The following is a 12,947-nucleotide window of genomic DNA, read 5'->3' on the forward strand; positions in this document are numbered from 1 at the left end:
GACGCGATGAGTTTCCTTGGAATCGATCTGGGCACGTCGGGATTGCGCGCCCTGCTGGTCTCGGACAGCGGCAGTCCCTTGGGCGCGACCGAGCGTCATTACCGCGTCAGTCACCCGAAATCCGGTTGGTCCGAGCAGGACCCCGCCGACTGGATCGCCGCATTGCAGGGCGCGGTTTCGGAACTGCGCGACACCCGACCCGAATTCGCCACGCTGAAAGGGATCGGGGTCGCGGGGCATATGCATGGCGCGACACTGCTGGACGCCGCGGATCAGGTCATCCGTCCCTGCATCCTGTGGAACGACACCCGTAGCCATGCCGAGGCCGCGCGTCTGGACGCCATGCCGGAATTCCGCGCTACCTCGGGGAATATCGTCTTTCCGGGCTTCACCGCACCGAAGCTGGAATGGGTCAGGACGCATGAGCCGGCAAACTTCGCGCGGATCGCACATGTCCTGCTTCCGACCGCCTACCTCAACCTGTGGCTGACCGGCGAGCACGTTGCTGACATGTCCGACAGCGCAGGAACCTCGTGGCTGGATACGGGCGGACGCGACTGGTCGGATGATCTGCTGGTCGCCGGTCACATGCGTCGCAATCAGATGCCGCGCTTGGTCGAAGGCAGTCAGGTCGCGGGCCGCTTACGGCCCGAATTGCTGCGCGAATGGGGCCTTGCGGGTCTGGTGACCGTCGCTGGCGGAGCAGGTGACAATGCCGCCGCCGCTTGTGGCATTGGCGCGATGAAAGAAGGACAGGGCTTTGTCTCATTGGGGACATCGGGCGTGCTTCTGGTCGCGCGCGATGGCTATCGGCCCGCGCCACAAACGGCCGTACATACTTTCTGCCATGCCGTTCCGGAAAAATGGTACCAGATGGGGGTGATGCTTTCCGCCACCGACAGCCTGAACTGGCTGGCGCAGATCACGGGGGCAAGCCCGTCCCGATTGACCTCGGATCTGGGCACGCAATTGCGTCGCCCCGGTCCGGTGCGCTTCCTGCCCTATCTTTCCGGCGAAAGGACGCCACATAACGACCCGCTGATCCGCGGCAGTTTCACCGGCATCGGCTCGGATACCGGTCGCGACGACCTGACCCGCGCCGTACTCGAAGGCGTCGCGTTCGGCCTGCGCGACAGCCATGAGGCATTGAAGGTGACCGGCGTCCGGATCGACCGGCTGATGGCAATCGGAGGCGGCGCGCGTTCGCAGACGTGGTTGCAGATTATCGCGACGGCGCTTGACGTGACGCTGGCCCTACCATCGGACGGAGAGTTCGGTGCCGCACTGGGTGCGGCAAGGCTGGGCATGGTCGCTGCGGGCGCAGGTCCGGTCGATCAAGTGATGACCTCTCCTGCGACCACGACCGAGATCGCGCCGGATCCCGCGCTACGCGATGCTTTCGATGCCGGTTACGCCGCGTTTCGAGCCGCCTATCCGGCCATCCGTGCCGCGCAGTGATCAGCGTACGGTATAACCGCCATCGGCCATCAGCACCTCGCCCGTGATGATCCCCGCCTCGACCGAGGCGAGAAAGCCCGCCGCTGCCGCAATCTCGGAAGGTTTGGCGAAACGCCCGACGGGGATGTCCCTGCGGGCCTTTTCGCCCTTTTCTCCGGCCCAGCCTACCAGCGCCATCGGCGTTTCGACCACGGTCGGCGCGATGGCGTTCACCGTGATGCCAAAGCCCGCCCACTCCACCGCCAGCACCTTGGTCAACAGATTCAGCCCCGCCTTGCTAGCACCATAAGCCGCGTGTTCGTCAATCGCGATCACTCCGGCCTGGGACGAGATATTCACCACCCTGCCCCGCCCCGAGCGTTTCAGATAGGGCAGCGCCGCCACCGACATCAGCCAAGGCGCGCGCAGATTGATCGCCATCGTCGCGTCCCAATCCACGACCGACACTTGCGCCGCCGGAAACACGATACCCAAACCGGCATTGTTGATCAGGACGTCGATCCCCATCGCTTCGCCGATCAGCGGCACGATCGCGCTGATCGCTGCGGGGTCGGCCAGATCCAGCGTGAACGCCCGATGATGTGACCCAAATCCGGCAGCCAACGTGCCGGTATCCTTGACATCGACCAGCGCAAGCCGCGCTCCGGCCTTCGCAAAATGTTCCGCCATAGCGCGACCGATCCCTCCGGCCGCGCCGGTGACCAGCACGGTCAATCCGCTGAAATCGCCCATGCCGCCCTCAGATGTCGAAATTGGTGGGCAGGACGATCATGTCGCGGATCGTCACATTTCGCGGTCGTGTCAGCATATAGATCACGGCATCGGCAACCTCGTCGGGCTCGATCAGACTGCCGGAATCCTTGGCCTTCTGCAGGTTTTCCTCGGGCCAGTCCGCCAACAGGGCCGAGATCACCGGCCCCGGAGAAACCTGACCGACGCGGATACCCTTGCGGTTCAGCTGCCGCCGCATGGTCTGGACAAAGCAGGTAATCGCCCATTTTGATCCGGAATAGACCGGTTCCCACGGGATCGCGGAATGGCCCGCGACCGAACAGGTGACGATGATATCGCCGCTGCCCCGCTCGACCATGTGGGGAATGACAGCATGAACGTTTTTCATCACGGCGTTCACATTCAGATTCAACATCCGGTCAATAGTCGCACCATCCGTCTCGACCAGATCCCCGCCGATATAGGTTCCGGCATTGCAATGCAGTATGTCGATGCGACCAGCCTTGGCCAGCGCCTCTGGGATCATAGCGGCGCAGCTCTCCGCATCCAGCAGATCGGTGAGCTGAGGGATCGCCGCCGGACCCAGTTCGCCAGCCAGCCGATCCAGCGCGGCGCGGTCACGGTCGACCATGACCACACGCGCACCTTGCCCGATCAACGCGCGAGCCGTGGCCAGTCCGATCCCGGAAGCCGCGCCCGTAATCAACGCGACCTTATCCGTCAAAATCTCGCCCATCTTTCCCCCCCTCAATGCGTTGTGTATCCGCCATCCGCGACCAGCACCGCGCCGGTGACATAGCTGGCCGCGTCCGATGCCAGAAACAGCGCACAGGTCGCCATTTCCTCGGGCTGGGCAAATCGGCCCATCGGCGTGTTTTCGGTCCAGATCCGGTTCCATTCCGGATTGGCGATACCCCCCGCCGTCATATCCGAGACGACATAGCCCGGAGCCAGAGCATTCACCCTGATGCCCCGACCGGCATATTCATAGGCCATGACGGCGCTCATCTGGTGCACGGCGGCCTTAGATGCGTTGTAAGCGACCTGCAATTGCGGCTTGTTCGCGACATAACCCGAGATCGAGCCTATATTCACAATCGAACCGCTCCCCTGCGCCAGCATCGGCTTGATCGCAGCCCGCGCAATGCGGAATGGCGCGATAAGGTTGGTGTCCATGATCCGCTTCAACCTTGCGTCGTCGAAATCGTGGAAATCGCCATTATCGGCGATGCCCGCATTGTTGACCAGAATATCCAGCCGACCAAAGCGCTGCACGGTCGCGGCAACCATGCCTTCGGGTGCTGCCTCGTCATTCACATCGGCCTGAAACCATGCGGCACGGTCGGGGTACGCCGCCAGAAGCGCGCCAAGCCCGTCAGTCTGCGACCGGCCGGACAACATGCAAAAAGAACCTGCTTCCAGAAACAACTTTGCGATGGCGAGACCGATCCCGCGATTACCACCGGTAATCAACGCAACCTTGCCGTCCAACCGAAACCTTTCAAGCGTCATCGTTTCCCCCCTCGGTCAAATCCGCCGTGCTGTGGTACGAATGAAATCATCCAGTTCCGCCAGCGTACCCGCCCCCTCCATAGGGCCGACGGCCGTGACGTTGCGGGCACCCGCAGCGCAGGCATAGGTCAAGGCCGCCTCGGCCCCCATGCCAAGGCGACGACAGGTGACATAGGCCGCGCCGAAGCAGTCTCCGGCGCCGGTCGGATCGACCTCATCGACCTGAAACGGCGCGGCACGGATAACGCTGTCGGGGGTAAACAGGCTCGCGCCGTTAGGTCCGCGTTTCAACACGATCTCGGTCACACCACGTTGCAGAAGATGGGCGATGGCTTGCGCCTCGGTCGTATCGGGCGCGTCCAGTCCGGCGGCCGGAAATAGCTCGGCGCCGGATGGCAGTAGCAGATCGCATAGGCCGACAAGGCACTGGAACAGTTCGGCAATCTCGGGACCGCCGGACAGTTCCTTTCGCAAGTTCGGATCTAGCGACAGCGTGCCACCGCGTTCCTTGATCATTGCGGCGGCGCGGACGATGACCTCGCGCGCGGGCGGCATCGACAGGGCAGAGCCCATCACGTGCAGATGACCGGCGCGCGCCACAAGCCGCGCCACGGGTTCGCTCCAACCAAAGCGGGTCGCGGCGGAATGGTTGATGTTGAACACGAACTCGCGGGAGCCATCCGCGCGATAGCGGACAAAGGCGCTGCCGGTCGGCCATTCAGGATCAAGCGCGACCGCCGAAACATCGACCCCGTCCGACTGCAATCTGGCAAGGTTGAGAGCACCGAAATCATCCGCTCCAACGGCTCCGATCATCGCGCTTTGCCCGCCCAACCGGCCACATTGGCTGATAAAGATCGCGGGCGCCCCGCTGGGAAACGGGCCAAGCAATGGTTGGGGGTGACGAAAGCCGTCTCCTGTCGTGGTGGCGACAATCTCGACGATGATTTCGCCGATGCAGAGGGTCGGGCCAAGAGCGTCAGGTGCGAGCATGGATTGGGCTGCTCATGGTCATGCCGGTTGTTTGATGCCAACACCCTTGCACGCAGCCACCCCCCGCCGAAGATTCCCTGCCGCGATAATACATTTGTAATCGAAGCGATCCAGATGTTTCTGGCGGGCAGATATGTCTGCGGGGCCGCATCGGCCCCGCAAGTGTCATGTCAGACTTCAAATAGCGCCTCGGACACCTCACGGCGTCGGCCCAGCCAGACCAGAGCCAGCCCGAGGGCAGCCAACGCCCCGCCCGCGACCGGAACGGCAGCGTATCCCCAGCCAAGGCTGATGACCGCGCCACCGACCGCCGCGCCAAGCGCATTGCCCAGATTGAATGCGCCGATATTGATTGACGAGGCCAGTCCCGGCGCTTCCGAGGCCGATTGCATCACGCGCATCTGCACCGGCGGAACCACTGCAAAAGCCGCACCGCCCCAGATCAGCAACACAATTGCCGCTCCGACATGGGTTCCCAGCAGCAAGGGCATCGCCAGCATGATCGCGGCCAGACCGGCAAGGAAGATCATGGTGGCATTGTCCAGCGACCAATCGGCCAAGCGCCCCCCAAGCCAATTGCCGATGGTGAAGCCGATCCCGATCAGCACCAGTCCCAGCGTGACGAAACCGCCCGAGGCTCCGGTCAGGGTTTCAAGGATCGGCGCGACGTAGGTGTACAGCGAGAACATCGCCCCCGCACCCATGACCGTCGTCGCCATGGCAAGCAGCACCTCGGGGCGGGTCAGAACGCGCAGCTCGCGCTTGACGTCGGGACGCGTGCCGGACATGCCTTTGGGCAAGGCGAACCACAAGGCGGCGATCGCAATCAGGCCCAGCCCTGCGGTGCCGGCAAAAGCCATGCGCCAGCCGATCTGCTGGCCGACCCAGGTCGCTGCCGGAACGCCACCGATATTCGCGATGGTCAGCCCCATGAACATGGTTGCGACGGCACTGGCTTGGCGTTCCTTCGGCACGACGCTGGCGGCAACCACCGAACCAAGCCCGAAAAATGCGCCGTGATTCAGGCTGGTCACCAACCGCGCTACCAGAAGCGAGACGTAATCCGGCGCGAAGGCCGACATCAGGTTGCCGATGGTAAAGATCGCCATCAGCAGCATCAGCGCCGTCCGCTTGCCGAAGCGGCTGAAAACCAGCGTCATGACCGGAGCCCCCACCATCACGCCGATGGCGTAGGCGCTGACCAGCATCCCCGCCGACGGGATCGAGACTCCGACCCCGTCAGCGATGACAGGCAGCAGACCCATGGGTGAAAATTCGGTGGTACCGATCCCGAAGGCTCCGATAGCCAAGGCGATCAGGGGCCAGTTCACCCGGCCCGGATTTTGTGCGGTATTCATGGAAACCTCATTCGTTCCAGTTGGGTGAAAGCCCCTCGGGGCTGACCAGACGACCATCCGCGCGGGCTAGCCCGCTGATCAGGGCCATCTCGTCATTGCTCAAAGCGAAGTCGAAAATCGCGAAGTTCTCGGCGACACGTTCGGGACGGGCGGTTTTCGACAGGGCGATCACGCCCTGCTGGACCAGCCACCGCAAAGCAACCTGAGCGGCAGATTTTCCGTAGCGCGCTCCGATCTCTTGCAGCACGGCATCTTTCGGGACCGCCCCATCCGCCATGCCGTAATAGGCGGTGACGGTCGTGCCGGACGGCGCGGCAGCGGCAAGCATCGCGGATTGATCCAGATAGGGATGCATCTCGATCTGGTTGGTGACAATCGGAGCCGTGCTAAGCGCGACCGACTGGCGAAGTTGCGTGATGTTCTGGTTGCTGACGCCGATAAAGCGCGTCTTTCCCGACGCCTGCACCTCGTTCAGCCAACCGATCTGGTCGGCCAGCGGAACTTTGTCTCCGGGCCAATGCAGCAGCAGCAGATCGACCTGATCGACGCCCAACCGGTCAAGGCTTTCATCAACCGAAGCTGCGAAACGATCCGCGGAATAGTTGTCGCCCCAGACCTTGGTTGTCAGGAACAAATCGTCGCGGCGCACAGCGGACGCGCCAAGCGCACGACCCAACGCGGCCTCGTTGCCATAGATCTGGGCGGTATCGAAATGCCGGAAGCCTGCCTCCAGCGCCGCAGGGACAACCTGCTCGACCTCGGCATCGCTCATCCGGAACACACCGAATCCCAGTGCGGGAATGCGGGCACCATGGGCGGTCACAAATTGCATCGTCTTCTCCTGCTCGGGGCGCGGTTGCGGCACATGCCGTCTTGGTCCCGATCAGATACGCAGTAGGCGACGTCTTGATAATCGGCCGAAGATGCACATGATTTGAGAACAAGTTTCACAGATCGGACCGAATATGGATAATCGCGCGGGCGAGATGCAGGTTTTTCTGCGCGTGGTCGAAACCGGCAGCTTCTCGGATGCGGCACGAAATCTGCGGCTGACCCCCTCGACCGTCAGTAAGCTGATCAGCCGGATCGAGGCACGTCTGGGCGTCAGATTGCTGGAACGCTCGACACGGCGACTATCGCTGACCACCGAGGGACGGATCTATTACGAACGCAGCCAGACGCTGCTTGGCGATCTGGAGGAAATCGAACATGATCTGTCGCAGGGAGCGACCAACTTGGGCGGCACAGTGCGGGTGAGCGCCTCGGTCGGTTTCGGGAAACTGGGGGTCGAGCCGCTTCTGCCTGCCTTCTGGCAGGCCTATCCGAATATTGTCGTCGACCTGTCCCTGTCGGACGAGATCGTGGACCTTTATCTGGACCGGACCGATATCGCGTTCCGCGTCGGTCCCTTGCCCGATTCAGGGATGACCGTTCGCAAGCTGGGGACCGCTCCGCGCAAGATTGTCGCCTCGCCCGATTATCTGGATCAGCACGGCACGCCGCAGCGGATCGAGGATCTTTCGGCGCATCGTTGCCTTGGCTTCAACTTCCGCCGCTCTGCGCCGATGTGGCCCCTGCGCGAGGCAGGCCGCGTCATCGAGCGCCGCGTGGCAGGACCATTTCTGGCCAATAACGGCGAAACCGTCCGCCGCATGGCTTTGGCAGGGATGGGGCTGGCTCGCATGGGAGAGTTCCATCTGCGCGAAGACATCGCCGCAGGTCGGTTGATCGAAGTCCTGCCCTCGGCCACGAAAGGCGACAGCGAAGACGTCAGCGCCCTGTTTCTGGGAGGAGAGCGTCTGCCTCATCGCGTTCGGGCGTTTCTTGACTTCATGACCCCGAAGCTACGCGATTTTCTGCGGCTGCCGGACGCCCCCACAATTTAGTCGGTTTCGGGCGTGGGCTTCAGATGCTCGCTGCCGCCCAAGGCCCAACGCGTCAGCGGACGCGCGATCAGGATCAGTGCCACGCCGGGGAACAGGCTGCCCCAGAAAAGGCGGCTGAACAGGTCGGGCATGCTGGCAGGGCTGGACGTATCCATTCCCGTCGCCAGCAGACCCGCCATCAGGCTGCCCAGCGAGGCCGCAAGGAACCAGAAGCCCATCATCTGGCTCACGAACCGTTTCGGTGCGAGCCGCGAGAACGTGCTCAGGCCGACGGGGCTAAGCAGCAACTCGGCCAAGGTATGGATCAGGAATGTACCGAACAGGAACAGGAACGAAACCTTGCCGCCGGTCGAGGCGATTTGCGCGGCCGGAACCAGCAGAAGAAATCCCAATCCGACAAGGATCAGCGCCAGACCGAATTTGACGAAGACCGAGATCTCCCACTTGCGGTTCTGGGCGAAGATCCAGAACGAGGCGATGACTGGCGTCAGCAGAATGATGAAGGCCGGATTCAGGTTCTGGAACCACGAGGCCGGAACCTCGAAACTGCCGAACTGGCGGTCGGTCATCTCGGCTGCGAAAATCGACAGCGATGAACCCGCCTGCTCGAACCGCGACCAGAAGATGGCTGCCGCAACAAAGAGTATGGCCAGCACGATCATGCGGCGCTTTTCTTCGGCGGTCAGGTCTCCGGCCGCGTAGATATTCAGGAAGAACCCGATCGCCACCGTCACGATCAACACACCCATTGCCTCGGCAATGCCTTCGGCGCTGCGCAGGTTGATCCAGCCGGTGAAAGTCAGCGCCGCCATCACGGCGATGGCCGCAACGACGAGGATGCCCGAAATCAGGTGGTCAGACCGCGCGGTATCTGCATTGGGGTGATGGTGCGGTTTGGGCGGCTCGCCTTTTCCGCGTAATGCCCGTTGACCTGCATAGATAAAATTCACCAGCCCCGCGAACATGGCGACGGCCGCAGCGCCAAAGCCCCAGTGCCAGCCCCAGGTCTCGCCCAGATATCCCGCGACAAAGCCGCCCAGGATCGCGCCGACGTTGATGCCCATGTAGAAGAACGAGAATCCGGCATCGCGTCCGCCAATATCGTCGCTGTCGTACAACTCGCCCACCATGGACGAGATATTGGGCTTCAACAGCCCCGTCCCGACAGCGATGCTGGCAAGTCCCAGCATGAAAGTCATCTCATTGGAGCCGGCAATCGCCAGCAGCACATGGCCGATGATGATGATGACAGCGCCGACGATGATCGCCCGTCTCGCCCCCCAGAAACGGTCGGATATCCAACCGCCTGGCAGGGCAAGAATGTACACGGCTGCGGTGTAGATCCCGTAGATCGCCACCGCCTCGGAGGTGGCAAGCCCCAATCCGCCGTTCGCGATGGCATCGATCAGGTACAGCACAAGGATTGCGCGCATCCCGTAATAGCTGAATCGCTCCCACATCTCGACAAGGAAAAGCGAGGTCAATCCGGACGGGTATTTTCCGATGGCAGTCATAGTCACCTGCAGCCTTTTAGGATTATGTCCTATACGCCTAAATGCGGGAAACATAAATAACCGGACGACCGTCACCCGTGGGGCCGGATGTCGCAGGCTGGTCCGGAAATGCATTCGGCCACCGGACGCCCGAGAGGACGGATCCGATGGCCGACATTCTTTATTCGCCTAAAGGGCGGATTCTACTGGCTCAGGTCACCGGAGCCGGATTGAAGACCGCAAGCGCGTTATGGATGCCCCAGACATCGGACCACGGCTTCTTGCGACCGCTGGCGACATCCAGAATCAGCTCGAACAGCTGCTGGCCGACTTCCTCGATGGTGGCCTCGCCGGTGGCTACGGGGCCCGCGTCGAAATCCATCAGGTCATGCCAGCGCTTAGCCAGATCGGTGCGGGTCGCAACCTTGATGACCGGAGCTGCCGCCAGACCGTAGGGCGTACCGCGGCCCGTGGTGAAGACCTGCAGCGTCATGCCCGAGGCCAATTGCTGGGTGCCACAGACAAAGTCCGAGGCAGGGGTCGCAGCAAAGATCAGACCTTTTTTCGTCGCACGCTCACCGGGGGCGAGAACTTGCGAGATCTTGCTGTTGCCCGATTTCGCGATCGACCCCAAAGCCTTCTCTACAATGTTCGACAGCCCGCCCTTCTTATTCCCCGGCGAGGGGTTGGCGCTGCGGTCGGTGCGACCCTGCGCCAGATAATCGTCGTACCATTTCATCTCGCGCAGCATGGCGCGGCCGGTTTCCTCGTCGATGCAGCGCGGCGTCAGCAGGTGGACGGCGTCGCGCACCTCGGTCACTTCCGAGAACATCACCGTGCCGCCTGCGCGCACGATCAGATCGGCGGCATGGCCAAGCGCCGGGTTCGCGGTCACGCCCGAAAACGCGTCCGAGCCACCGCATTGCAGACCGACGACCAGCTCCGAGGCCGGAACGGTTTCGCGCTGACGGCGGTTCAGCTGCTCAAGGCGCTCTTCTGCCATCTGCAGGATGCGGTCGATCATCTGCTGGAAGCCGGTGAAGCCTTCGTCCTGCAGGCTCATGATGTTCTTCATGGCCTGATCCGAGGGAAGCTCGGGCATCAGGGTCTCGGGGCGCAGCTTCTCGCAGCCAAGGCCGACGACAAGGATCTCGCCGCCGAAGTTGGGATTCTTGGCGAGGTTTTGCAGGGTGCGGATCGGCACCACGGCTTCGGGCGCGTTGATCGCGACGCCACAGCCGTAAAGGTGGTTCAGGCCGACCACGTCATCGACGTTCGGGTATTTCGGAAGCAGACGTTCCTTGATGATGCGGACGGCGTGATCGACCACGCCAGCCACGCAATGCACCGAGGTCGAGATGCCCAGCACGTTGCGCGTGCCGACCGAACCATCCGCGTTGCGGTAGCCCTCGAAGGTATAGCCTTCCAGCGGGGGCAGGTCGGCGGGGACCTTGGTCGCCAGCGGCAGGCTTGCCAACTCGGGCGGCGTGGGTAGTTCCAGCAGCAGTTCGTTGACCCACGAACCGCGCGGCAGGGCCTTCAGCGCATAGCCGATGACTTCGCCGTAACGCACGACCTCGCCGCCTTCCGGCACGTCTTGCAGCGTGACCTTATGCGCCTGCGGGACGTGGTCGATCAGGACCAGATCATTCTCAAGAACCGCACCTGCGGGCAAGCCGCCGGAATTGACGACGATTGCCACGTTGTCATTGGGATTGAGCCGGATCGAACGGGGGGCTTGGGGGGCTGCCTGCTGGATGGTCATGGCGGGATATCTCCTCGATGCGCCGCGTTCGGGCGCCAGAATATCGCAAAATGGCGGCAGCCGTGAAGCTGCCGCCGTTCAGACTGGGACGCTTATTTCGCGGGTTGCGCGATCAGCGACTTTTTCAGCTCGACGCGCTCGATCTTGCCGACCACGAACAGCATCATGAACAGGGCGACCGCGGCGCTCAGACCGACGAAGACCAGCGCGCTGTTGAACGAACCACCGCTTGCAGCCACGAGGTAGCCGATCACGATCGGGGTCACGATACCGGCGCAGTTGCCGAAGGTGTTGAACAGACCGCCCGAGATGCCACCGGCCTCTTTCGGCGAGGTATCCGAAACGATGGCCCAGCCCAGCGAGCCGATCCCCTTGCCGAAGAACGACAGCGACATGAAGAACACGACCAGAGCGTCGGATTCGACATATTCACAAGCCAGCATGGACATCGCAAGGAACATGCCCACAACGACCGGAGCCTTACGCGCGAAGGTCAGCGAGTAGCCCTTTTTCAGCAGCAGGTCCGAGATATAGCCACCAAGGATCGCACCAGCGAAGCCGCAAAGCGCAGGCATCGAGGCAACGAAACCGGCCTTCAGGATCGACATGCCGCGTTCCTTGACCAGATAGATCGGGAACCACGTCAGGAAGAAATAGGTCAGGATGTTGATGCAGAACTGGAAGCTGTACACGCCCAGCAACATACGGCTGGCCAGCAATTCCTTGACGCATTTCTTGGTATCGACCTGCGCGGGTTTTGCTTCCGACTGGGCATAGTCCATGTCGACCAGCGCACCACCCTCGCGGATATAGTCCAGCTCGGCCTTGTTGACGGTCGGATGCAGACGCGGCGGGTAGATGACCTTGCCCCAGATCGCGGCCAGAACGACGCCAAGACCACCGATGATGTAGAACACGGCCTGCCAGCCAAGGTGGTGGATGATCGCGCCCATCAGCGGCGCAAAGGCTGCCGTGGCGAAATATTGCGACGAGTTGAAGATCGCCGAGGCAAAGCCACGCTCCTGCTTGGGGAACCAAGCCGAGGTCAGGCGTGCGTTGCCGGGGAAGCAGGGCGCTTCAGCTGCACCGACCGCCAGACGCAAGGCGAACAGCATGAATACGGCCGCGCCGCCGGTCAGGAAACCAACGGTCCCCTGCATGACGGTGAACAGCGACCACAGAAGCAGGCCCCAGAAATAGACGCGGCGCGAACCGTACTTGTCCAGCATCGTGCCCATGGGCAGCTGCGCCAGAACATAGGACCACGCAAATGCCGACAGGACATAGCCCATCTGGACCGGCGAAAGGCCAAGCGCCTCGCTCATGTCCTTGCCTGCCATCGACATGGTGGCTCGGTCGGCATAGTTGATCGTGGTTGCAATAAAGAGCATTGCCAGAATGCCCCAGCGGGCATTCGTGCGCTTGGCCACTGCCGAAGCAGTGCCCATTTGAGTTGACATATCCAAAGGCTGTTCCTCCCGAGCCAGTGTCAGATCAAGACGACCACTTCGGCGCGGGTAACGCCGTGCTTTTGGAATCGATGCCGTAGCTTCAAGGATTCGACCCTCGCGTAAGACAATGATTTTGTAGGCTTTTCGGGCCGCCGTCAGGTTTATGTCATACAACTAGTCGAAATGACGTCAATTTGACAATACAAATAATACAACTTCGCATTTGACCTCGCGACTCCACATACGACGAAAGACGCACTATCTTCGCCAACGGAGGAGGCGTCCTGCGCCAATGGCAT

Annotated in this window: 11 protein-coding genes; 2 read left to right on the plus strand and 9 right to left on the minus strand. The window is 62.1% G+C overall.

The window, feature by feature from the left end; translation table 11 throughout:
• Positions 1-6: 6 nt before the first annotated feature.
• Positions 7-1,458 carry a xylulokinase gene (gene xylB / locus GL286_RS18550; protein WP_155097067.1) on the plus strand — a complete coding sequence of 484 codons (1,452 nt, stop codon included), beginning with the start codon at positions 7-9 and terminating at the stop codon, positions 1,456-1,458.
• Here xylB and GL286_RS18555 read toward each other — a convergent pair whose 3' ends face one another.
• From GL286_RS18555 to GL286_RS18580, 6 genes are all read right to left on the minus strand, one after another.
• Entirely contained in the window at positions 1,459-2,190 is a 732-nt protein-coding gene (locus tag GL286_RS18555) for an SDR family oxidoreductase (protein WP_155097068.1), read from the minus strand.
• Positions 2,191-2,197: 7 nt separating this feature from the next.
• Positions 2,198-2,926: an SDR family oxidoreductase gene (locus tag GL286_RS18560; protein ID WP_155097069.1), complete on the minus strand. Its 729-nt coding sequence runs from the start codon at positions 2,924-2,926 to the stop codon at positions 2,198-2,200.
• Between the two features lie 11 nt (positions 2,927-2,937).
• Positions 2,938-3,702, minus strand: a complete 765-nt coding sequence (locus tag GL286_RS18565; protein ID WP_155097070.1) for an SDR family NAD(P)-dependent oxidoreductase — start codon at positions 3,700-3,702, stop codon at positions 2,938-2,940.
• Between the two features lie 15 nt (positions 3,703-3,717).
• Positions 3,718-4,695 carry a tagatose kinase gene (locus GL286_RS18570; RefSeq protein WP_155097071.1) on the minus strand — a complete coding sequence of 326 codons (978 nt, stop codon included), beginning with the start codon at positions 4,693-4,695 and terminating at the stop codon, positions 3,718-3,720.
• Positions 4,696-4,865: 170 nt separating this feature from the next.
• On the minus strand, positions 4,866-6,053 hold the full coding sequence (locus GL286_RS18575) for an MFS transporter (RefSeq protein WP_155097072.1): 1,188 nt from the start codon (positions 6,051-6,053) through the stop codon (positions 4,866-4,868).
• Positions 6,054-6,060: 7 nt separating this feature from the next.
• Entirely contained in the window at positions 6,061-6,885 is an 825-nt protein-coding gene (locus tag GL286_RS18580) for an aldo/keto reductase (RefSeq protein WP_155097073.1), read from the minus strand.
• Between the two features lie 133 nt (positions 6,886-7,018).
• Between GL286_RS18580 and GL286_RS18585 the strand changes: the two genes are divergently transcribed.
• A complete protein-coding gene (locus GL286_RS18585) occupies positions 7,019-7,939 on the plus strand; it encodes a LysR family transcriptional regulator (RefSeq protein ID WP_155097074.1) in 921 nt (306 codons plus the stop codon).
• Here GL286_RS18585 and GL286_RS18590 read toward each other — a convergent pair.
• From GL286_RS18590 to GL286_RS18600, 3 genes are all read right to left on the minus strand, one after another.
• Positions 7,936-9,453, minus strand: a complete 1,518-nt coding sequence (locus GL286_RS18590) for a peptide MFS transporter (RefSeq protein ID WP_155097075.1) — start codon at positions 9,451-9,453, stop codon at positions 7,936-7,938. The genes GL286_RS18585 and GL286_RS18590 overlap by 4 nt on opposite strands.
• A gap of 190 nt (positions 9,454-9,643) precedes the next feature.
• A complete protein-coding gene (gene garD, locus GL286_RS18595) occupies positions 9,644-11,197 on the minus strand; it encodes a galactarate dehydratase (protein WP_155097076.1) in 1,554 nt (517 codons plus the stop codon).
• Positions 11,198-11,289: 92 nt separating this feature from the next.
• Complete coding sequence (locus GL286_RS18600) at positions 11,290-12,657, minus strand: MFS transporter (protein ID WP_155097093.1); 1,368 nt, start codon at positions 12,655-12,657, stop codon at positions 11,290-11,292.
• Positions 12,658-12,947 lie beyond the last annotated feature (290 nt).

Source organism: Paracoccus aestuariivivens (assembly GCF_009711225.1).
Lineage (GTDB): Bacteria > Pseudomonadota > Alphaproteobacteria > Rhodobacterales > Rhodobacteraceae > Paracoccus > Paracoccus aestuariivivens.

What these genes read in the sequence shown, in the direction of transcription:
- GL286_RS18580 (WP_155097073.1), bottom strand. Translation starts at nt 6,885, where the DNA reads ATGCAATTTGTGACCGCCCATGGTGCCCGCATTCCCGCACTGGGATTC.
- GL286_RS18555 (WP_155097068.1), bottom strand. Translation starts at nt 2,190, where the DNA reads ATGGGCGATTTCAGCGGATTGACCGTGCTGGTCACCGGCGCGGCCGGA.
- GL286_RS18560 (WP_155097069.1), bottom strand. Translation starts at nt 2,926, where the DNA reads ATGGGCGAGATTTTGACGGATAAGGTCGCGTTGATTACGGGCGCGGCT.
- GL286_RS18575 (WP_155097072.1), bottom strand. Translation starts at nt 6,053, where the DNA reads ATGAATACCGCACAAAATCCGGGCCGGGTGAACTGGCCCCTGATCGCC.
- GL286_RS18565 (WP_155097070.1), bottom strand. Translation starts at nt 3,702, where the DNA reads ATGACGCTTGAAAGGTTTCGGTTGGACGGCAAGGTTGCGTTGATTACC.
- xylB (WP_155097067.1), top strand. Translation starts at nt 7, where the DNA reads ATGAGTTTCCTTGGAATCGATCTGGGCACGTCGGGATTGCGCGCCCTG.
- GL286_RS18600 (WP_155097093.1), bottom strand. Translation starts at nt 12,657, where the DNA reads ATGTCAACTCAAATGGGCACTGCTTCGGCAGTGGCCAAGCGCACGAAT.
- garD (WP_155097076.1), bottom strand. Translation starts at nt 11,197, where the DNA reads ATGACCATCCAGCAGGCAGCCCCCCAAGCCCCCCGTTCGATCCGGCTC.
- GL286_RS18570 (WP_155097071.1), bottom strand. Translation starts at nt 4,695, where the DNA reads ATGCTCGCACCTGACGCTCTTGGCCCGACCCTCTGCATCGGCGAAATC.
- GL286_RS18585 (WP_155097074.1), top strand. Translation starts at nt 7,019, where the DNA reads ATGGATAATCGCGCGGGCGAGATGCAGGTTTTTCTGCGCGTGGTCGAA.
- GL286_RS18590 (WP_155097075.1), bottom strand. Translation starts at nt 9,453, where the DNA reads ATGACTGCCATCGGAAAATACCCGTCCGGATTGACCTCGCTTTTCCTT.